At 30.7% G+C, this 21,788-nt stretch carries 18 protein-coding genes; 14 read left to right on the forward strand and 4 right to left on the reverse strand.

The features are described 5' to 3' along the window. Positions 1–3: 3 nt before the first annotated feature. The gene (locus QZV12_RS03290) at positions 4–630 is read left to right on the forward strand and encodes an RlmE family RNA methyltransferase (RefSeq protein ID WP_295617155.1); all 627 of its coding nucleotides are present in this window, start codon (positions 4–6) and stop codon (positions 628–630) included. 142 nt (positions 631–772) lie between these two features. On the opposite strand, the gene QZV12_RS03295 is transcribed toward QZV12_RS03290, so the two are convergent. Next, a complete protein-coding gene (locus QZV12_RS03295; RefSeq protein ID WP_295617158.1) occupies positions 773–1,204 on the reverse strand; it encodes a hypothetical protein in 432 nt (143 codons plus the stop codon). Between the two features lie 291 nt (positions 1,205–1,495). On the opposite strand from QZV12_RS03295, the gene QZV12_RS03300 reads away from it, so the two are divergent. From QZV12_RS03300 to QZV12_RS03320, 5 genes are all read left to right on the forward strand, one after another. Beyond that, positions 1,496–3,493 carry a minichromosome maintenance protein MCM gene (locus QZV12_RS03300; protein WP_295617161.1) on the forward strand — a complete coding sequence of 666 codons (1,998 nt, stop codon included), beginning with the start codon at positions 1,496–1,498 and terminating at the stop codon, positions 3,491–3,493. Positions 3,494–3,929: 436 nt separating this feature from the next. Beyond that, a complete protein-coding gene (locus QZV12_RS03305; RefSeq protein ID WP_295617164.1) occupies positions 3,930–4,337 on the forward strand; it encodes a translation initiation factor IF-2 subunit beta in 408 nt (135 codons plus the stop codon). A gap of 172 nt (positions 4,338–4,509) precedes the next feature. Next, positions 4,510–5,553 (forward strand): 60S ribosomal export protein NMD3, encoded by a 1,044-nt coding sequence (locus QZV12_RS03310; protein WP_295617166.1) that lies wholly within the window; start codon positions 4,510–4,512, stop codon positions 5,551–5,553. Positions 5,554–5,713: 160 nt separating this feature from the next. Then, complete coding sequence (locus QZV12_RS03315; RefSeq protein WP_295617169.1) at positions 5,714–6,679, forward strand: tyrosine--tRNA ligase; 966 nt, start codon at positions 5,714–5,716, stop codon at positions 6,677–6,679. 133 nt (positions 6,680–6,812) lie between these two features. Continuing rightward, a complete protein-coding gene (locus tag QZV12_RS03320; RefSeq protein WP_295617172.1) occupies positions 6,813–6,995 on the forward strand; it encodes a hypothetical protein in 183 nt (60 codons plus the stop codon). Positions 6,996–7,242: 247 nt separating this feature from the next. On the opposite strand, the gene tmk is transcribed toward QZV12_RS03320, so the two are convergent. After that, positions 7,243–7,833, reverse strand: a complete 591-nt coding sequence (gene tmk / locus QZV12_RS03325; protein WP_295617175.1) for a dTMP kinase — start codon at positions 7,831–7,833, stop codon at positions 7,243–7,245. Between the two features lie 304 nt (positions 7,834–8,137). Between tmk and QZV12_RS03330 the strand changes: the two genes are divergently transcribed. The 4 genes from QZV12_RS03330 to QZV12_RS03345 all read left to right on the forward strand — a co-directional run bounded on the left by QZV12_RS03330 (position 8,138) and on the right by QZV12_RS03345 (position 16,845). Beyond that, positions 8,138–10,702, forward strand: a complete 2,565-nt coding sequence (locus QZV12_RS03330; protein WP_295617178.1) for a U32 family peptidase — start codon at positions 8,138–8,140, stop codon at positions 10,700–10,702. Between the two features lie 222 nt (positions 10,703–10,924). Continuing rightward, on the forward strand, positions 10,925–13,933 hold the full coding sequence (locus QZV12_RS03335) for a U32 family peptidase (protein WP_295617181.1): 3,009 nt from the start codon (positions 10,925–10,927) through the stop codon (positions 13,931–13,933). A 191-nt stretch (positions 13,934–14,124) separates the two neighbouring features. Further along, positions 14,125–16,050, forward strand: coding sequence for an endonuclease MutS2 (locus QZV12_RS03340; RefSeq protein ID WP_295617184.1), 1,926 nt, complete (start codon positions 14,125–14,127; stop codon positions 16,048–16,050). A gap of 318 nt (positions 16,051–16,368) precedes the next feature. Then, positions 16,369–16,845, forward strand: coding sequence for a hypothetical protein (locus tag QZV12_RS03345; protein ID WP_295617187.1), 477 nt, complete (start codon positions 16,369–16,371; stop codon positions 16,843–16,845). Between the two features lie 731 nt (positions 16,846–17,576). On the opposite strand, the gene QZV12_RS03350 is transcribed toward QZV12_RS03345, so the two are convergent. Beyond that, a complete protein-coding gene (locus QZV12_RS03350) occupies positions 17,577–17,810 on the reverse strand; it encodes a hypothetical protein (protein ID WP_295617190.1) in 234 nt (77 codons plus the stop codon). Positions 17,811–18,051: 241 nt separating this feature from the next. Between QZV12_RS03350 and QZV12_RS03355 the strand changes: the two genes are divergently transcribed. Beyond that, a complete protein-coding gene (locus tag QZV12_RS03355) occupies positions 18,052–18,873 on the forward strand; it encodes a transporter substrate-binding domain-containing protein (protein WP_295617193.1) in 822 nt (273 codons plus the stop codon). A gap of 463 nt (positions 18,874–19,336) precedes the next feature. Here QZV12_RS03355 and QZV12_RS03360 read toward each other — a convergent pair whose 3' ends face one another. Further along, positions 19,337–19,720, reverse strand: coding sequence for a hypothetical protein (locus tag QZV12_RS03360; RefSeq protein WP_295617196.1), 384 nt, complete (start codon positions 19,718–19,720; stop codon positions 19,337–19,339). A 767-nt stretch (positions 19,721–20,487) separates the two neighbouring features. Here QZV12_RS03360 and QZV12_RS03365 point away from each other — a divergent pair. The 3 genes from QZV12_RS03365 (at position 20,488) to QZV12_RS03375 (ending at position 21,772) form a co-directional block, all read left to right on the forward strand. Continuing rightward, on the forward strand, positions 20,488–20,883 hold the full coding sequence (locus tag QZV12_RS03365; protein WP_295617199.1) for a hypothetical protein: 396 nt from the start codon (positions 20,488–20,490) through the stop codon (positions 20,881–20,883). Further along, a complete protein-coding gene (locus QZV12_RS03370) occupies positions 20,856–21,236 on the forward strand; it encodes a hypothetical protein (RefSeq protein ID WP_295617201.1) in 381 nt (126 codons plus the stop codon). The genes QZV12_RS03365 and QZV12_RS03370 overlap by 28 nt, the downstream gene beginning before the upstream one ends. Positions 21,237–21,490: 254 nt before the next feature. Beyond that, the gene (locus tag QZV12_RS03375) at positions 21,491–21,772 is read left to right on the forward strand and encodes a hypothetical protein (RefSeq protein WP_295617204.1); all 282 of its coding nucleotides are present in this window, start codon (positions 21,491–21,493) and stop codon (positions 21,770–21,772) included. The last annotated feature ends 16 nt before the right edge of the window (positions 21,773–21,788 follow it).

Consider the following 21,788-nt stretch of genomic DNA (forward strand, 5'->3'; position numbering starts at 1 on the left):
AAAATGGGAAGCAGATGGCAAGTGGAAAAGAAGAATGATCCTTATTATAAAAGAGCAAAAAGTGAAGAATACCGTTCAAGAGCATCATTCAAACTCAAACAGCTTGATAAGAAATACAAGATCATTAAAGAGGGAGACACTGTAGTGGATTTAGGTGCAGCTCCTGGAGGATGGTCTCAAGTTGCTTTGGAAAAGGTAGGTGAAGAGGGAATCGTTGTAGGAGTGGACTTAAATAGGATAAAGCCATTCCCAGACCCTAATTTCTATGGAATCAGAGGAGACTTCACCAAAGACATTATTCAGGAAAAGGTTATGGAATTGACTAACGGAAAGGCAAAGGTCTTGATGTCTGATGCAGCACCTTCATTAACTGGAATCAAGGATTTAGACCATTTAAGATCTGTAGACCTTGTTGAAACAGTATTTAAGATTGCAGACAATATTCTTGAAACTGAAGGAAACCTGGTAATCAAGGCATTTCAAGGAGCTGAATACAAGCGTCTTTTAGACAGCATAAAATACGATTTCAGAAAAGTGAAATCAACTAAGCCACCATCATCAAGACAAAAAAGCAAAGAAATGTATATTGTTGGATTAGGATATAGAAAAGGACCTAAAAGGAAAAAATAAGAATTTTATAAATTTAATAAAAAAAGCATTGAATATGAAAATAAGAATTTTATAAATTTAATAAAAAAATAGTATTGAATAGGAATAGTTAAAATTTTAATTAAAATTAGTTAAAATAAAAAAAGAAAGTTAAATAAAATATTTATTTAACTGACAATGTATTATAAGCTTCTTGAGCTATCTTTAAATCTTCTCTTGTTTGTTTCAGTCTTTTATCAACTTCCGGAGCAGGCTTACCCATCGACAATGCACTTTCTACATCACTTAAATCATTTTGAACCCGTACAAGTTCCACTTTTGCATTTACAAACTCTCTTTCTAAAGTAATATTGTCCATAGCATAAATCTTATTACCAGTATCATTAAATTGAACCTCTAAATTGGTGCAATTAGATTTTAGCTCTGCTAATTGGTCATATTGAGTACCGGAAGAAATTCCACCAGTAAGATTAGAAGAGACTAGGCTAAAACCAATATAAGCAATTGCAGCAACAGTAGCTACAATCATTATAACTCCTAAAACTGAAATTAGCATAGAAGTTGATTTGAATAGACCCAATCTTGATTTTCTCATAAATTCACCATAATATTATTTAAAAAATATCTAATACTATTATTAGTTTTAAATTTACACCTATTTATAATTATCAATTAAAACTGAAAATGATAATCGGATAAAAAAATTAAAACTGAATGTAAAATTATAACTGGATTAAATAAATAATAATTTGATAAAAGAATAAAAAATGATTGTAAAATTATAACTGGATTAAATCAATTTTACAAGCCAAATACAGTAGGAAAATGAAATTTTTTTTAAAATCAAATAAACTTTTATAAGATTAAATATAAAGAATATAATACAATGAATTCCACTAACAAATCAAAAACATCACTTTCAAAATTTGAGGAATTTTTCTCAACAGTTTACAAAAATGATGTATTTGAAATCTTAGAAAAATATCCTGATGAAAGGTCACTTACAGTCAATTACAAAGAATTGGAGATGTTCGATCCTGATTTAGCGGATTTGCTGATAAAAAAGCCTGATGAAGTTATTGCAGCTTCCCAAAAGGCTATTAAAAATATCGATCCATTAATGAAAGATGCAGAATTAAACATCAGATTTGAAAATCTTGACAACAACATTCCATTAAGTGATTTATTAAGTAAATACATAGGCCAATTTGTGTCAGCTGATGGAATTGTCAGAAAAACTGATGAAATTCGTCCAAGGATTGAAACAGGAAGATTTGAATGTAGAAGCTGCATGAGAATAGTTGATGTGGAACAATCCTCTGGAAACCATATCATGGAGCCTTCATTATGCAGTGAATGTGGTGGAAGATCTTTTAGATTGCTTCAAGAAGATTCTAAATACATAGACACTCAAAGCGCTAGAATGCAAGAACCTTTAGAAAACTTATCTGGAGGAACTGAACCAAAACAAATGCTTATGGTTTTAGAAGATGATTTGGTAGATGAATTGAATCCTGGAGACAAAGTAAGAATCACAGGAACATTGAAAACATTTAGAGAAGAAAGAAGTGGAAAATTCAAAAATTACATTTATGTAAATCATATTGAACCTTTAGAACAGGAATTTGAGGAACTTGAACTTAGTGAGGAAGACGAACAGAAGATTTTAGAATTATCCAGAGACCCTCATATACACGATAAGATCATCAATTCAACTGCACCTTCAATTAGAGGTTACAGAGAGGTAAAGGAAGCTATTGCCTTACAGCTCTTTGGAGGAACAGTTACACAATTAGACGATGGTACTCGTTTAAGGGGAGACATACACCTCTTGCTTGTAGGGGACCCTGGTATGGGTAAGTCTCAAATACTTAAATACGTTTCCAAATTAGCTCCAAGAAGTGTTTACACAAGTGGTAAAGGTACTTCAGGTGCTGGATTAACTGCAGCAGCAGTTAGGGATGAACTTGGAGGATGGTCTCTTGAAGCAGGTGCATTAGTACTTGGGGACCAAGGTAACGTATGTGTAGACGAATTGGACAAAATGCGTTCAGAAGACAGATCTGCACTTCACGAAGCATTGGAACAGCAAACAGTAAGTATTGCAAAAGCAGGAATCATGGCAACATTAAATACAAGATGTTCTGTGCTTGCAGCGGCAAACCCTAAGTTCGGTAGATTTGACCAATATAAAGGTGTAGCAGAACAGATTGACTTGCCTTCACCTATTCTTTCTCGTTTCGATTTATACTTCGCACTTGAAGATAGGCCAAATGTGGAAAACGATAGAAAGATTGCTAGGCACATTCTTGAAATACATAAAACATCAAATGTAGAATATGAAATTGAGCCTGAATTGCTTAGGAAATATATCGCTTATGCACGTAAAAACATTAATCCAACCCTTACTGATGAAGCTATGCAGGTATTGGAAGAGTTTTATGTTACAGTAAGAGGAGGAGGTGTTGAAGAGGACACTCCAGTGGCAATCACTGCAAGACAATTGGAAGCTATCGTTCGTTTAGCAGAAGCCAGTGCAAAGCTACAGCTTAAGGACAAGGTGGAAGCTTCTGATGCACATAGGGCTATCAAGCTACAGCAATACTGTTTAGAAAAGATTGGAATGGATCCAGTATCTGGAAAGATCGATATTGATAAATTCGAAGGAAGACCTGCAACTTCAGATAGAGATTTAATGAATAAGATCATGGCAGAGATTACAGAATTGGAAGGAGAATTTGATAAGGTTCCAGTTAAAATCCTAAAGCAGACAGCTGTGGAAAAATATGAGATAAGTGAAGAGAAAGTTGACGAAATCGTTAAAAATCTCAAGAACAAGGGAATGATCTTCGAACCTCGTAATGGTCTTATAAACAGACTATAAGAGAACTTAAACATTACAAATCTCTTGTAAACAGACTATAGGAGAACTTAAACATCACAAATGTCTTGTAAATAGACTATAAGACTAAATTAAACATTTTTGCTTGATTCAATCAAGCATTTTTTTTATTTTTTTAAATTTAACAAACTTGTTTTGAATTTTCTTTTTAAAACTAATAGTGTTTTGGAATATATCTATAATTTTAATTTTATTTTAAGCAGAAATAAATTAGATATTCTCATAATTTTTTTATTTTAATCAGAATAGATTAGATTTTTATCCAAATATTTTATTATATTAATAAATACATTAATAAATGATAAAAAATATAACTTATATTAATATAATCCAAATACTATTTTAAAAAAGAATTATCCAAATTTTATTTGATTATAATTATTGCAAATTATTTTATTATTCCAAAGAGGTGAAAAAAATGGAAGATTATGAAAACTTATTAAACAGAGCTATTGACCAATTACCTCCTGAAGTATTTGAAAGCAAAAGGTTTGAACCGGTTAAAGCATACTCTGTTATTCAAGGTAATAGAACATTCATTCAAAATTTCAAAGATGTTGCAGATTCTTTAAACAGAGATCCTCAACATGTATTAAAATATTTATTAAGAGAATTAGGTACTGCAGGTAACTTAGAAGGAGTAAGAGCAATCTTACAAGGTAAATTCAATCATTTCCTAATCAATGAAAGAATTGATGAATATATTGAAAAGTATGTTATCTGCCATGAATGTAACAGACCAGATACCAAAATCATAAGAGAAGATAGGATATTTATCTTAAAATGTGCTGCATGTGGTGCAAAAGCTCCCCTTAAGCCATTATAAATTTTTTATATCTTTTCTTTTATTTTTTTATTAAAATTGATTTATTAAACTAAAACATGGATTATTAAATTAAAATATTGATTTATTTTATTAAGCCATTCATTATCTATTTTAACGTATATCTTGTATTTTTATCAAAATTATTAATTTTTATTTACTTGAGTGTTTTAAAATGTTTTGTCCAGAATGCGGTGCAACAGATGTTGAAATGATAGATGGAATCTGTAAAAACTGTTTTTTAAAGAAATTCCAACTTATGGAAATTCCAGAAAATATCTCTGTAACTGTCTGCAATCACTGTAATGCTAAATTAGATGAAGGAAAATGGAAAGATGAATACATTCCAGAAGAGGAAATCATCTATAGAGCATTAGAGAGAAACATCACCCTTTCCGATTTGGCTGAAAACGAAGAGATTGAACTTGAAATTGGCCAAATGAGAGGAACAATTGCAGAATGTTATGTTGAAGCTATTGCAACTGTTTTAGGAGAAGAAGTGGTGGAAACACACACTCCAAATGTAAAGATCAATTACTCTGTTTGCCCTGACTGCAGCAAAAGGAATGCAGGATATTATGAAGCTGTAATCCAATTGCGTGCTGATGACAGGGAACTTAAGGAAGATGAAATAGAAAAGGCAGAGGAAATTGTCAACAGAACCCTTAACAAGCAATATAAAAAGGACAAATTAGCTTATATCCCTCAAGTTGCAAGGCTTAAGGAAGGAAATGACTATTATATCGGTTCACTTAAATCTGCTAAAAAAGTTATAGAGCATCTTAAGGAAGAGTTTGGAGGAACTACTAAAGAATCTCCAAGACTTATAAGTGAAGACAAGTCTACAGGTAAGGGATTATACAGAATCTGGATATCCTTAAGGCTTCCAAAATTCGTTAAAGATGATTTTGTAAAATACAATGACAATGTCTACCAGATCAATGATGTTGATGGAAACAGAATCCAAGTGATAAACTTGGAAAATCAAGAGAAAATAGCATTGAAATGGAGAGAATATGACTCTATAGAAAAAATAGACCATCTTGAAGGTGTTCAAAAGGCAATCATAACATCAAAGTCTCCAAGCACTCTTCAAATCCTTGACCCAGATGATTACAGCCCAATTGATTTGGAAATGACTGAAAAATTGGAAAAATACAATATTGGCGAAGAGATAGATGTTATAAAGATAGATGGCAAAATCTATATAATCTCATAATCATTAATAAAGAAAAAATTTAATAATCTCAAATATTACCAAATAAAGAAATAAGAATAAAAATTTAACAATCCCAATTATTGCTAAATAAAGAAAATAATGGGAAAAACCAAAAATCTCATAATTATCAAATAACCGAATAAAACAAAAGTGTGATACAATGAACATTGAAGAAAAAATTGAATTAATTCAAGAAGGAACTTTAGAAATCATTGATGTAGATGAATTAAAAGAAAAGCTTGAAAAAGAACACCCTATTGCTTATACTGGATATGAACCTTCTGGAAAAATTCATTTAGGCCATGCAGTAACAATAATGAAGCTTAAACAATTACAGGATTTAGGATTTAAAATCAAGATTTTACTTGCAGATTATCATGCTTTCTTAAATGGAAAAGGAACTGTAGAGGAAATAGTTGAAACTGCAGAATACAATAAAAGATGCTTCCAAGGATTAGGACTTGGAGATGACACTGAATACATTTTAGGTTCATCTTTCCAAACCGGAAGCGAATACACTAATGACGTTTACCAATTAGCTACATTAACCACCTTGAAAAGAGCTAAAAGAAGTATGGATCAAGTCAGCAGACACGATGACAATCCAAAAGTGGCAAGTGTAGTTTATCCATTGATGCAAACTGCAGACATGTCTGCATTGGAAGTGGATATTGCATTAGGTGGTATGGAACAGAGAAAAATCCAAATGTTGGCAAGGGAAAACCTTCCAAGATTAGGAAAAGAAGCTCCTGCCTGTATTCACACTCCTTTGATTCATGGTCTTGACGGTGATGACAAGATGTCTTCAAGCAAAGGAAACTACATTGCTGTTGACGATGATGAAAAGACCATTAAAGACAAAATCAAGAAAAGCTACTGTCCAATGGGAGAAACTGAAGGAAACCCTATTTTGGAAATTGCAGACCACTTTGTATTTACACAGCAAGACACTTTGCTTATAGAAAGACCTGAGAAATTTGGTGGAAACTTAGAACTCACTAAAGATGAGTTATACCAAATGTACAGCGAAGAAAACTTGCACCCAATGGACTTGAAGAATGCAATGACCAAATTCCTTATTGACTTCCTTAAGCCAGTAAGAGACTTTATGGAGTCACAAGAATAAATAAGGATTAAACTTGGAGTCAAAAGAATAAATAAAGAGTAATTATAGGCTCACAAAATAAAAATAAGATTATAATTATTATTTTTAAAAAAAGATAAAGAGGGATAGAATGGAAGAAGAACCAGTATATGAAATGAAACTTACCAATGGTATTGGAGAACAAATGCTTGCTCATGTTATTGAACAGTTCGATGTTGAACTTAAGCAAACTGAATTTGGACCAAAACTCCAAGGAACAAAAGAAGAGCTTGAAAAAGCACAAGAATACATCGTTAAAGTAATGAAAGAAAGATTAGATGAATTAGATAAAAGATAATCTAATTTAACTATCTTTACTTCCTTATTTTTATTTAAAATTAAAAATACTTATTTTAGATTTTAATTATTATTTTAAAAAAAAATAACTAATTTAGATTATAATTTTAGATTATATAATTAGTTTAAAAAAAATAACTAATTTAAATCATAATAATTAGTTTAAAAAAAAATATTAATTTAGATTTTAATTATTAATATAAAAAAAATAACTTTTTAAGAGTTTACTTAAATATCCTATTTTTAGATTATAAAATACAATCCTTACAGATATCAAATAATGGAGCAACTTCTTTTTTAATATCAGAAGACACCTTATTTGGACCATTATTTGCATCAATTATCTTAATGTTATCATAGGATTCAGCCAAATCCAAATACTTCTGTTTCACTTCAGTTAAAAAGGCTTCGTTTTCGAATTTATCTTTTTTATCACATCTGTCAACAGATTTCTTAACATCCAAATCCAAGAGCAAAACCAAATCTGGAACCTTAGCATATTTATTTAACTCTTTAACCCATTCTAGTGGTTCTTGATACACAAAGCTTGAATAGAAAGATCTGTCGCTTATCACAACAGTGTTTTCCTTTTCCAAACTTTCAATCTTATCCATCTGCATAAGTCTATCAGCAGCGAATAATAATCCTAAAATCCTTTGCATAGACTCTGAATCAGCATCGCTTCTAGCCAAATATTCTCTAATAAGCCTTCCAATTTCCATATCAGTCGGTTCTGTAATTGTTTCAACATTAAAGCCATTATTCTCTAGCCATTCCTTTAACAATTTTATCTGGGTTGATTTCCCAGAGCCATCTATTCCTTCCAAAACTATATACATAAGATAAAATTTATTTTTTTAGAATATATAATTTATCTAATTTGAATAGTTTTCACAAGCTCCCATAAAAAACAATATATTAATAATGAATAATTAGAATCATATTTATAAAACTATTATATAATAAAATTAACATATTATTAATAGTTAGATTATTTTAAATAAAAAATCCTTAAACTAAGATTAAAATTGAAATAAAGCATTATCTCATAAATCAAAAACAAAAAAATTTTCATATTATAAAAATTAAATTAAATTAAATTTCTAAAAACAATCAAACATCAAAATTATAGGAGATTACTTAATGACATTACCTGAATTATTAGCACCTGCAGGAGACTATGACATATTGGTTACAGCAGTCAATGCAGGAGCTGATGCAGTATACATATCTGGAGAAAGATTTGGAGCAAGGGCATTTGCCAAAAACTTCACTTTAGAGGAAATAGAAAAAAGTGTGGAATATGCCCACTTGAATGGAGCAAAAATACATGTAACCGTAAACACATTAATAAACAACTTTGAAGTTGAAGATGTGGTGAAATACCTGTTCTACTTATATAAAATAGGTGTTGATGCAGTTATCGTACAGGACTTGGGAATCATTGAACTTATCAAAAACCTTATTCCTGGCCTTGAAGTCCATGCATCCACCCAAATGACCTTAAGCGATTATGATTGTATCCTATGGGCTGTGGAAAACAATATCTCCAGAATAGTCTTCCCACGTGAAATAAGCGTCGATAAAATAGCTGAAATATCCAAAAAGCTAAAGGAATCAAATTTAAGCATGGAAGTTGAAGTCTTTGGACATGGAGCCCTCTGCTATTGCTTTAGTGGAAACTGCTACATTTCCTCTTACAACAGTGGAAGAAGCGGAAACAGAGGAGCATGTGCACAGCCATGCCGTAAGCAATACAAGCTTAAATATAAAAATTACAATGTTGGAAACGGATATCTCCTTTCAACCCATGACCTTGCAGTCTACAAAGGATTGGATAGAATAGAAGATGCAGGTGTCTTTTCACTTAAATTGGAAGGGCGTATGAAGTCTGCAGATTACGTTGGAACAATCACAAATGCATACAGACACTTGATAGATGGAGATGAAGGAGACTATGAAAAGGACTTAAGCCTTGTATTCAACAGACAATTTACAGATGGATACATTCTCAACCAAAAGCCTGGACAGGTATTGGGAAGGGAAAGCTCATGTCACGAAGGAGTCTACATTGGAAAGATCATAGAGAAAAAAGGTGAACTAATTACCATCGCTAAGGAAAACAAGGAATTCAAGATCAACCTTGACATTGGAGATGGAATAGGCTTCAAATACAAGGATAAAATCAAAGGAATCTACATCGACAACATCAAGGAACAGACTGACGAGTACATAAAGCTTGAAACAACAAGAAATGTAAGGGAAGGTGACAAGGTTCTCTTAAGCTATTCCAAATCAACTCATGACAATCTCAAGCAATTCCACAATGAAACAATAAGGCAAAACATCCCATTGGATTTAGACATCAGATGGACTGAAGACTTGAGGCTTAACATCAATGCCAAATTCAAGATTGTTGAAAAGGGAATAAACAACGAAAACAAGGAAGAGGAATTTAACTTCAGATACATATCAGAAACCAAATTCGAACCTGCTCAAAAAAGGCCAATAAGCATTGAAGACATTGAAAAGCAAATGCTTAAAACAGGCTCAACATCATTTTACATTAACAGCTTAACCATAAATGGAATGCCTGAAAAAAGCTTTGTTCCTATTGGAAAGCTAAACAAGATAAGAAGAACCATACTTGATAAGGCTACCGAACTATTATTAGGCTATTACAAGCCTGACAAAAAGGAAATCAGAGCAACAAACAAACGCATTAGCCAATTCATTAAAGAATACAAAAGCTATACAGACATTCCAGTTAGAAATGAAAGATTGAACCTTTCAATATTTGCAGACAATTTGGAACTTATCAAAATGACTTCCAAATTGCCAATCCACAAGTATTTCTTTGATCCATCATTTTCATACAATAGCCCAGAGGAATACTTCAGCAATATTAAGGATTTATTGAAAGAGGCATATTCCATCGTTTATAAAGGCAAGGAAAATACAAATGACAAGCTGGTTCTTGTCTTATCATCATTTATCAGCGATGAGGAAATAAATGAAATCAGCAAAATCATTGAAGGCTTGGAAGATGAAGGAATGAGAATCCCAATCATGTATGACACTCCAGGAATAGCTAACAGCTTTAATCATAAGGTTTATGGAAACCATAACCTAAATGTCTGGAATAGCTATAGCGTTAAAAACCTCTCTGATGCTGGCTTTGAAAGCATAATCCTATCTTCTGAATTGTCACATACAGAAATCAAGGAATTGGTTTCAAAATACCAATTCATCAAGGGAGCTGCTGATGTAGACTTAAATCTAATCATTCAAGGAAACCTTGAAGTTATGAGCAGCAAGGATGACTTTTCAAATCTTAATGATGGAAAGGATTTTATAGTCAAGGATTCTTCAGATTATGCAATACTTGAAGACCAAAAGCGTAAGAAATTCAAATATAAGGTGGTCTTTGATTATAACATGCACAGCCATTTCATCAATAAGGACTGCTTATGCCTAATAGATGAAGTGGAATTGATTAAGGAAACTGGAGTGAACTCCTGCATAATAGATTGCAGATTCTCTTCACCGCAATACAGTTCTACAATAGTCTCACTTTACTCACAGGCATTAAAGGAAGACAACACATATGATTTGAACTTGCTTAAAGAGCAAATAAATAACATAACATTATCAAGATTAAACAAAGGAAACTTCATTAATGGAAGAATACATGAAAAACCATGCTAAAGCAAAAAAGAAGATGAAATTAAAATAATAATGCTAAAAAAGTAAAAAAAAAGAGCATTTGATAAAATAATAAATGATAAAAAGAAAAAATAAGATGAAATTATAACAATAAATCTAAAAAAACAAAAAATAAGACGAATTTATAATGATAAAGTTAAAATAAGCCAAATTATGAATTCATAAATTTATGAAAAAACAATTATCTTAAATTAGAGGAATAAAATGAAATTACCTGAATTATTAGCACCTGTTGGATCTGCAGAGCATTTGAAGTTAGCAATATTGTCTGGTGCAAATTCAATATACTTGTCTGGAGAGAATTTTGGAGCAAGGAAATTTGCAGAAAACTTTTCAGTCCCAGAAATAAGGGAAGCTGTAAAGTATGCTCATTTGCATAATGTAAAGGTTTATGTAACTGTCAATATCCTAATCAAGGAAGGAGAATTGGAAAAGGTAGCGAATTACCTTCTTGAATTATATAAAATGGGCTTTGATGCAGTGCTTATCCAAGACATTGGACTTGTAAGAATCATTAATGAAAACATCCCTAATCTTAAGATCCATGCATCCACTCAAATGAACATCCACAATATTGAAGGAATAAGATGGGCATCAGAACATAATATTAAAAGAATTGTTCTCCCAAGAGAGACTGAAATGAATGAATTGAAGGAGATTATCGATTATGCCCATTCATTAGGTATTGAAATAGAGATATTCGCTCATGGAGCACTTTGCTACAGCTATTCAGGACATTGCCTACTTTCTTCAATGCAAGGAGGAAGAAGCGGAAACAGAGGAACCTGTGCTCAGCCTTGCAGGGAAAAATATGAATTGAACATAAATAAAACCAAAAAGATCAATGCTAAAAACGAAGGAAACTACCTCCTATCACCAAAAGACCTTTCATTATATGAACATCTTGATGAAATAATCAGTTTAGGTGTTGACAGCATAAAGATAGAAGGGAGAATGAGAAGCAATGATTATGTTGCAACTGTTGTCAAAAACTACAGAAAAAGACTGAACAAATTAAGGTATGACAAGACAAACAGGGAATTGAACAGAAACATCAAGGAACTGGAAAGGAAAAGCAAAGGGAAAAAGGGAAGAAGCACTGATTTGAAAAAGGCTCATGACAAGGAAAGAATAGCTGAGCTGAAAAGAGAACAAAAGCTTCAGAATATGGAATCCCTTGAAGAATTGGAATTGGTATTCAATAGAGAGTTTACAACAGGACACTTGATTCCTAAAAACAATCCTATAATAATGAACAGGAAAAAGCCAGGACATCAAGGATTATACATTGGACAAATCCACAGATACAATCCCCAAACAGAAGAGATACACATTTTGCTAAGGGACAATCTCATACACATTCCTGAAAAGGGAGATGGAATACTAATCGAAACCAATCCAAATAGCCAAACCAATCCAAATGAAGATAATCAAGATAACAAAAACAGAAAAAATAAAACAAAACAGGATAAAAGAGCTAAAAGAAAGGAAAAAAGGACTAAAAGGGAAATCAAGGAAAGCATTCCTACTGATGGCAGCATCCAAACCTATGGATTTGACATATCCTCAAAACCTGTCCTAAAAGATTCCAAAGACAAGCATTGGAGAAAAAGAGACAGGGACAAGGACATTGAAGGAAAGCTATTAGTTGTCAAAAGGGTTAGGGAAAACAGAAGAATCAATTTCCCACTGACTAAAGGCTCAAAAGTATTCCTTACAAAGAAAAACTCCCTTTTGAATGAAGTGAAGGACCTTCCACATAAAAAGGAAAACCATTACATTAAAAAGTCATTGCTTGAACTTTACTTTAGAATAGACAGCGACAATTATCCTCACTTAAAGGGAAATCTGAAATTGGATAACGGCAAGGTAATCACCCTTAAGGTTAAGGGAGAAAAGCCATGGGAAGAGGCAATCAAAAAGCCAATATCCAATGAAACAATCAAAAAGCAGCTTTTAAAGATTGGAGACTTGCCTTATTACATTGAAAAGATTACAGTAAACAATAACAAAAGCCTGTTCTCCCCAATAAGTGAAATAAATGAGCTTAGAAGAACTTTCTTCAATAGACTTGAGGAAGAGATCGTTGAAAGCTACAAGCCAAAAATTGAAGATATGGAAATAGCTGAAAGAAACATATTCAGATTATGTGAAGACTTTAGAAAGAGAATTGACTTGAAATCAAAAGTCGATGACAGCAAAGACAACAATCTATCACTTTATATCAATAGCTTGGAAATCCTAAAGGAACTGAATAAGGGCAATGAATCCATTTACAATAGAATCTATTTGGAAATTCCTTCAAATAAGGACTTTGAAGAATTCAACCAAGACATAATAGAAAACAAATCCTTGCAGGAGCATGAATTAAACATCAGCTACTGTGTCAATTTCCTTAAAGAGGCTATTGAAATTTCCCAAAATCAGGATTATGAATTGATCTGGAAGTTGCCTGACATTGCCCATAAGCAATCCAAGGAATCAATAATGAAGATTATGGGAATCCTTAAAAAGATGAATTTGGACATTGACATAATGGTCTCTTCTATTGGATTGGATGATTCATTAAAAGACAAGTTCAATGTCAAACTTTATGGAAATTATCCATTGAATGTATTTAATATAGAATCTGTATTGGAACTTGACAATTATGAAACCATATCCATCTCTCCAGAGTTATATAAGAAAAACATTAAAGATTTGATGGAAGACTATTACATTGAACTTCATAAGGGCAAGGAGCTTCCTGAATTGGAACTTTTGGTTCATGGAAATATCGAATCAATGATAACAAGAAAGGAATTGGTCTCTAAAAAGCAATTGAAGCTAATCAGCAAATACAATAAAAAGCAAATGATGAAGAGCAATCATGATTATTACAATAATTTCTATATTGATTCAAATGAATATTATCTAAAGAATAGAAAAGACATGTATTATCCTATTAGAACCAGCTTGAATGAAGACACAATCATACTATTGAACTGTGAAGAACTTTGTCTAATCGATAATATAGACTATTTAAAGTCAATGGGAATCTCAAGCTTTTCAATAGATGCAAGATGGAAATCAGCAGATTACATTAAGGATATTGGAAAGACATATAAGGACATTATTGACGGAAAAACAGACAACATCAATGAATCTAAAAAAACAATAGCTGAATACTGTCCAAACATAACAAAGGCAAACTTTGAAAAGGGATTGAAATAAATATTTATAAAAATTTACGAAATGAATCAAATATTCTAATCAGATTGAAATTGAAACTCTTGAAAATCAAAAGATTTAAAAAACAATAGAAAAATAAAAGAAATTAACAATATGACAAAGAAAAAAAGGCAATTTAATTATTTTAAAAAATGTAAGAAATTATTTAATCATTCTTAAATTGAGGTAATCTTATGGAAGGAGCAAATTTACAAAACATTAAGGGAATTGGAGACAAATTATCTCAAAAGATTATTGGTGAATTGGGAGGAGAAGAGGAATTAAACCGAGTAATTGATGATCTTGACCTTGAAAGACTAATAAGCATTGAAGGAATCAGCCAAAGAAAGGCAATTGAAATCATGAACCAATTAATTGGAAATCCTGCCCAAAAGTTCTTGAAAAGCGAAAGGGCAATCCAACTGTACGAAGAGATAATAGAAAAGATAGTTGGCTATTCAAACACTTCCTACTCTAAAAACAGAATTCTGCTCCTTGCTCCTATAAAAGATGAAGCCATCATCAATGAAAGATTGGATTTTGTAATGAATGCAAAAGAGAAAGTAAGCCAATTGCCATTATATGACTTGGATAAGCTAATGAAAAACCTGCACACACCCAAGAAATCCAAAGCAAACTATGATGCAGCTAAGGCAATACTTGTAGAAAGCCATGAAGATGCCGACTACCTAATGGATTTAGGATTGAACAAATACTACACAATACTAACCGCCTCTGATTCACCATTCTTCCAGGAAGAATTGAAAGGATATGAATTAATCTTTTACATATACACTGAAGGATTCCTTGACTTAGGAGACATGCCTAACTTAATTATGATAAACAAGGATGCTCCAGTTTATCAGCTTGTACCTGAAGTGATATTAGACTATTTCAAGGAAAACAAAGACTTATTTGAAAGAGTTTCTAAAATCAAGGAAATTTTAGGCGAGGAAACCGTCCTTAATGACATTGGTCCAATACTTGATGAGCTTGATAGCTACAAGACTAAAGAAGTGGATTTGGACGAAATTGTTAATAATGAAAAAAGACATATAGACCAAGAATTGAAAGAAAGAATTCAAAATATTGACCTTGAAGGAGATGAAGTACTCGACTTATTAAACAATGCTTTACCTGCCAAACTAGAAGAAATATTTAACGAAATTTTAAGTAAATCAAAGGAAACAATTAAGGCAGAAAGTGGAGTTTCATTTGACCCATTCATCAAGAAGTATCCGATTGAAATTGATGACATGGAAGTTGAAAGGATGAAGATGGAAATTCTTTCAAATTCTGAAAACAATTACTTTGATAAGAAAAGCACTGCTGCAGAACAGTTGGCATCAATTAAGGAAGAGGCTGAAAAGGAAGTTGAAGAGATAATCAAATTCGATTATGAATATGCATTAGGAAGCTTTGCATACCTCTATGATTTGAACAAGCCTGAGTTTTCCAATGAGTATGACCTTCATCAGGCACTTCACTTGGAATTATGCTTGAAAGAGAAAATCAGTGAAGAGGAAATTCAAAGAATCGATTATAAATTGAATGAAAAAGAGAATATTGCATTATTGACTGGAGCAAACAGTGGTGGAAAGACCACTTTGCTTGAAACAATCAGCCAAATAGCAATCCTTGGACAGATGGGAATGCCTGTTCCAGCAAAGGCTGCAAAGATTAAATTGCTAGATGAAATCTATCACTTTTCCAAAAAGAGATCTTTGGATGCAGGAGCATTTGAATCATTCCTGAATGTATTTATGCCTATTGTTACAAGTGACTCAGAAAAACTGGTTCTCCTTGATGAGCTTGAAGGAATCACCGAATTGGAAGCAGCTGTTAAAATCATTTCCAGCTTCATTGAAATGATTGAGGAAAGCAATTCCTTTGCAATAATCGTAACTCACATGGCAAATGAATTGATGAAATATACAGACATTCGTGTAGATGGAATAGAAGCAACAGGGCTTGATGAAAACTACAATCTGATTGTAGATAGAACTCCTAAGATGAATTACCTTGCAAAAAGTACACCTGAGCTAATTATAAAAAGGATGTATAACAATTCCGACCCAGAACTTAAAAAAGTCTATGGCAGAATACTTGAAAAATTCTAAAAAAAGACCAATACAAAAAAGATTTAAAAACTAAAAAAATCTAAAAATATGAATTAAACAATGCTTTACCTGCCAAACTAGAAGAAATATTCAACTAATTTTAAGTAAATCAAAGGAAATTTAATATATTAATAAATTAAATATATTAACAGTTAACTAAATTAATAGGTGATTTTTATGGTTGGGTTCTCTGTTGAATTAGCAATTGTTGATTTTTTTGTTCCCATCTTATTTTTATGCTCTTTCTTAATCTTGAAAAAAAATTTGAAATCTAAAATGGAAAAAAAGCTCTACACCCTTTTTGTTATAGGAATGTCAATGTCTTTAATCATGGGATTCATAATCCCAACATATAAATTAATAGTAGGATTAGGATTTTTAAAATTCACCCCACCAGGACATTTAATAGTCATGACAGGAATTGGTCTTTTAACTGCAGGAAGCTCTCTTTTTATTAATGTTTTTAAAGAAGAAGACTTAAGCAAATGGTGCGGTACAGGATTAATGATTCCAGTTGCTTATCTGAATATGCTCTGGATAATATTAGGAGTGATTGGAGAGGCACTTCTTTATATTTCCTTAATTAAGATAGCAAAAGAAAATAACTTAAAGAAACCAATAATCTTTCTAGCCATTTCATTCTGTTTTGTAATACTTATGGGAATGTGTGGATCCATAGAGAATGTGAATTCTGCATTAACTCATTGGATATTGGAAATAGTAAATATTTGTACACAATTTTTCTTGCTTTTAGCAGTGATGAATTTATTCCCAAAAAAAGAGAAAGCTTGTTGATTTCATCTCTAACAAGCATCTAACATCATTGATATAATCCAGTTGATTTTCAGACTTTTTTTAAGCTCGAACTATGCTGGAATATCAGAATTATATAAGCCATGACAGATGTTTCGATTAGATAATCTCCCATATAAACCCAACCACTATTTTTTATTATATGATTAGATTAAACCTAAAATAAAAATTATATGATTGGATTAAACCTAAAATAAAAATATTTCTTTATTTTTTTAAGAAATTATTAAATAATTTTGCCCGTATACTAACTCTCTTGCTTCACAGGTAGTTTACCCTTTCCTCCACGAGTAACCCTCGAAACAGGCAGCCTATCTAATGCCGGGTTTCTCCTAATCATCGACAGCTAAAGCTTCCCTCATAGAAGGACCATAAACATCAGTCATAAAATATGATGCGACAATATAATCTTTACTTAAGATTGTATATATAATTTTGTAATAAAAAAAACTATTTTTAAAAAATGTGGAAACCTACGCCACATACACAGTTATAAAACCCCTTCCTCAAAATCAAGCATTTTAAGAAGAAAACTTTATATGTAAAAACAGCAAAAATGTGGAAACCTACCCCCTATAACAGTGTTAAAAAAGCCTTACACAAAACTTAGCAAAAAGAAGAAGCAGTTAGCATTTAAATTAGAAAAATAAGAAAAAATTTTAAGGGTTTAATCAAGTTCTTTAAACAGAAGTTTTGTTAAACAAAAATAGCTTTTATAATTTAGATTCGTCAATAGGAATAGGATTATCCCGAGTACCGAAAAAGTCAGGCAACCTATTTCTAGCTATACACCATGCTTTCCATTCATAATATTTTTTAGGGTCTTCTTGCCATAACTTTTTAATATGGGCTTTTTTACCATCATTATCTAGTTCTTCCATTTTTAGTACTTCTGAAGTATTTTCAAATCTACCATATCCTTCTGGACGATCAAAAGTGTACTCCATTTTATCACCTAATTAGTATTATATTCTTTGGCATTAATAAATTTTGTTTAATCAAGTTCTTTAAACAGAAGTTTTGCTAAACTTTATCAAACTTTTAAAATTAGATAAGTATTGAATTTATTTCAGAAATTTTATTAATAAAAGATTATAAATTATAATTATGTATAATATTAATGTTTTAGATTAATTAATTTTTAATTAAAGAGTTAATTATCTAATATAATTAATTGGGGCGAGAGTAATGAAAAAATTAACAATATCAATATCAATTATTTTAATGCTCTTAATAATTGTATGTGTTGGTTTCGGATTTTTTGATTTCTTAGGTAATCCTGAGACTTTTGATAACAATCCAGATAGTGCATTTGTCATTGGATTCAATAGTGAATTTCCTCCATTTGGTTATGTGTCTGACAATGCCACTTATACTGGTTTTGATATTGAATTAGCTCAAGAGGTTGCTAAAAGGAATAATTGGACATTCAAAGCACAGCCACTTATAGATTGGAACACTAAAAAAGTTTCTTTGGATAGTAAGGAAATTGACTGTATTTGGAGTGAATTCACTATCAATGGAAGAGAGAATGATTACCTTTGGACTAAGCCTTACTTTAACAATACCAAGTATGTTGTTGTTAACAAGGATTCAAATATCACAACTCTGGATGATTTGAATGGCACAGTTTTAGAAGTTCAAAAAGGAAGTTCAATCTTAAATACAATTGCAAAAAATGACACTCTAAACAAAACTTTTAAGCAAATAAATCAAGTGGATGGATACAACACCGCATTTAAGGATATGGTATCTGGAAATTGTGATGTTATAATACTTGATTGCTGTTTAGGAAGATATATGGTTAAGGAGAAATATACCAATACAAGAATCCTAAATGAAACAGTTAACACTGAAGAATATGGGGTAGCATTTGCAAAAGATAATCATGAATTAAAAGATCAAGTTCAAAGAACTTTGGATGAAATGTATAGGGATGGAACTGTAGAGAGAATTGCTAAAAAATACAGTGATTATGGTGTTCCTGAAGGTTTAATTTATCCAGAATAGGGAAATTTAATCTCTATTTTGCAACATAACGATTTAATGGGCTTGATTATACTAATGTTAAATGATAATGTATTCGGTGACTACTGAAACATTTATTTCACTCTTTTTATTATTTTTTTTTTAAATATTTAATCAAATTATCTAAAAGTTATTAATTGTTTTAATTTATTTTTGACATGCTTTATCGAATTTTGACTAAAATGTATCGTGTCACATTCTCCATTTTGCATTTTGTTTGATCAAGTTCTTTAAACAGAAGTTTTGCTAAACAAAATAGATTTAAAAAAAAAGTAAAAAATTAGGGTCTGTTGAAAACCTTTTTAAAAATTTATTTTAAATCTTTTTAACAGTGAAATTTAAAAATTTTTATATAAATTTATAGGATTTCAACAAAGCCCAAAATTAGATAAGATTATCTAAATTTTCATTAACAATTAAAATTCAGGAAAAGGGTTTATATAGGTTATCCTAAATTTGTATTGTTGTTGGGATCTTTATAACTAGGTATGTCCCCACCATCAATTATCCATCCGATAGGTACATCTCCACCGGATTGTAATCTTTCATTAGGATTAGGAACAGAAATAGTCCTATTCCTAGAAGATTGTAACCTTTCATCAGGATTAGAAACAGAAATAGTCCTATTCCTAGAAGATTGTAACCTTTCATCAGGATTGCTTGTGAAGATGCCTGGTCTTTCAGAACTTACTATTGCTTTGTGAACATTATGATCTCCACTATCAATTTTTTCAACAATGGAATGAGAGTTCAAATCAGCTGAAAAAGCACAGCCAATACCGAATACCAAAATAAATAATGAAATTAAAATTATTGTGGTTCTTTTCATTCTTTCACCATTAAAATTTAAAAAAAGTTCTATAAAAAAAGATTTTAATAAAAGGTTAATGGAATTTTTTAAAAAATTAATATTTAAAAGATATTATTTTTTAAAATTATTTTAAGAACAAATGTTTCTCAAGATGAAAATTAAAAATAATGAGATTGTAAAAAAGTTTCGGCTTAAAATCAGAACATTAATTTTTATTTTTAAAGAAATCTGACAAAATTAAAATAAGCCTATAAAATTTTTCACTCTCAAAATAATATTTTTAAAATATATGTGAATAATATTTTAAAGATATTATTTTTTAAAATTATTTTAAGAAAAATTATTTCATAAGTATTTCGATTAACCATTCTTGTTTTTTATAGGACTTTCCCATATTAAGTATTAAGAAAGAAATATATAAATGTTATTATATGCAAGTATTTACTTGCATCTTTAAATAATAAATAGTGCATGGAATATTGGGTTAAATTGAAAATTAAACCAAGTTTGGTCAAATTCCTTAATAGAAATTTTGGGAAAATAAAAAGTTTAGGAATTTGGGATTGTATAAATTTATTTGAAAAACTTTTTTTATTAAAAATGCTTATTTTTTAAATTGAAGAGTAAAATCCACTTATATCTTATTTATAAACATTTAAAAACTTTATTTTTTAAAATAAAGATGCAAATGAGTGCTTACATGCGAAAATCTTTATATATGTCTTTAATATAATAATTAAATGTGTTAAGAACACGATAAAAATTTTTAATAAAGGATGATAATAATGAATAGAAATATATTATTCACTTTTACTATAATGATCATATCCATTGTTGGGCTAGGTATAGCATCAGCTGCAGATAACGGCACTATTAATGATATTGAAATTAATGATATCGATAATGTAGTTGTTGCTAATGAAACTATTGATTCAATTAATGGCATTGATGATGAAGTTGTTGCTAACGAAACTGCTGATTCAAAAGAAGACATTGTTAAATTAAACCATACTATTATCTATGATACACCAGATAAGGAAAATAAGAACGTTAATAAGCCAATAGGCATTGCTACATTAGAAAAGGCTAATACCCAAAGCAATTATGAATTAATTGAACTTTACTTCGACCAACTTATAAAAAACATAATGAATTGGATATTGAACACATTGTTCCTATAATTGATGAAATCGATAGCATGTATGTTACTGGACATAGCTGCAAAGAAATTTCAGAATATGCGAACATGACCCCTAATCAAGTTCAATACATTGTAGACACTCATCTCATTGAACCTATTAACTGTGATGAATTATCATATTCCGTTTACACTTTATACGGAACTGGAAGTCTTAAGGAACTTGCTGATAAGATTGGTGTTTCCCAAGATGATGTCTATAATAAGGTGCTTCAAATCAAATCAGGATACTATGGAATAAATTATAAAAAATTATTCCACGCTCGTGATATGATTGCTTTAACTTCAGGTCATTCTGATCTAGTTATTAACAATAAAGAATATTATCACAATTAATTTTTCTTTTTCTTTTTCTTTTTTTTATTTGTTTCTAATTTTTATTAACTTTTTTTAATGCTTTTTTATTTAATTTCAATTCTTTATTTCGATATTTTTTTAAAATTATTTAATTCAATTAATAGAATCATTTTCATCTATTGGCAAAGCATAATTTTTCCACTTAATAACAAACATTTATATTGTACCATTTCAATAAAGTACTTGCACATATAATGTGAGAAGGTGATAAAATAATAGAAGTAATTGAGAAAGTGACAAAAGAATTGGAAAATCTTGGCCTTACACTGGATACTGTTGAAAATGAGCATATCCTTGAAGCATGCATAGCTAAGGTTGCATTGGCGGATAATTTAAAAAAGGAAGGAATCGATTTCGATGAACTCGAAAATAAACTTTATCCTGATTCAACATTCGTTAATCAAATGATAATGCATCTTGATGATGGAGGATCTGATAATGATTTGATTTCAAGATTCTTGATTAAGGCTCTTGATTATTCACCAGAATTGCAGGATTTGTTCGAATCTCCTTAAGAAGAATAGATAAAAA

It is taken from the genome of uncultured Methanobrevibacter sp. (genome assembly GCF_902769175.1).
Lineage (GTDB): Archaea > Methanobacteriota > Methanobacteria > Methanobacteriales > Methanobacteriaceae > Methanobrevibacter.

Excerpts from the sequence above, each read along its gene's own strand:
- QZV12_RS03350 (WP_295617190.1), bottom strand. The coding sequence starts at position 17,810 with ATGGAGTACACTTTTGATCGTCCAGAAGGATATGGTAGATTTGAAAAT.
- QZV12_RS03330 (WP_295617178.1), top strand. The coding sequence starts at position 8,138 with ATGACATTACCTGAATTATTAGCACCTGCAGGAGACTATGACATATTG.
- QZV12_RS03305 (WP_295617164.1), top strand. The coding sequence starts at position 3,930 with ATGGAAGATTATGAAAACTTATTAAACAGAGCTATTGACCAATTACCT.
- QZV12_RS03355 (WP_295617193.1), top strand. The coding sequence starts at position 18,052 with ATGAAAAAATTAACAATATCAATATCAATTATTTTAATGCTCTTAATA.
- tmk (WP_295617175.1), bottom strand. The coding sequence starts at position 7,833 with ATGTATATAGTTTTGGAAGGAATAGATGGCTCTGGGAAATCAACCCAG.
- QZV12_RS03345 (WP_295617187.1), top strand. The coding sequence starts at position 16,369 with ATGTCTTTAATCATGGGATTCATAATCCCAACATATAAATTAATAGTA.
- QZV12_RS03310 (WP_295617166.1), top strand. The coding sequence starts at position 4,510 with ATGTTTTGTCCAGAATGCGGTGCAACAGATGTTGAAATGATAGATGGA.
- QZV12_RS03365 (WP_295617199.1), top strand. The coding sequence starts at position 20,488 with ATGAATAGAAATATATTATTCACTTTTACTATAATGATCATATCCATT.
- QZV12_RS03300 (WP_295617161.1), top strand. The coding sequence starts at position 1,496 with ATGAATTCCACTAACAAATCAAAAACATCACTTTCAAAATTTGAGGAA.
- QZV12_RS03360 (WP_295617196.1), bottom strand. The coding sequence starts at position 19,720 with ATGAAAAGAACCACAATAATTTTAATTTCATTATTTATTTTGGTATTC.
- QZV12_RS03320 (WP_295617172.1), top strand. The coding sequence starts at position 6,813 with ATGAAACTTACCAATGGTATTGGAGAACAAATGCTTGCTCATGTTATT.
- QZV12_RS03340 (WP_295617184.1), top strand. The coding sequence starts at position 14,125 with ATGGAAGGAGCAAATTTACAAAACATTAAGGGAATTGGAGACAAATTA.
- QZV12_RS03295 (WP_295617158.1), bottom strand. The coding sequence starts at position 1,204 with ATGAGAAAATCAAGATTGGGTCTATTCAAATCAACTTCTATGCTAATT.
- QZV12_RS03315 (WP_295617169.1), top strand. The coding sequence starts at position 5,714 with ATGAACATTGAAGAAAAAATTGAATTAATTCAAGAAGGAACTTTAGAA.
- QZV12_RS03290 (WP_295617155.1), top strand. The coding sequence starts at position 4 with ATGGGAAGCAGATGGCAAGTGGAAAAGAAGAATGATCCTTATTATAAA.
- QZV12_RS03335 (WP_295617181.1), top strand. The coding sequence starts at position 10,925 with ATGAAATTACCTGAATTATTAGCACCTGTTGGATCTGCAGAGCATTTG.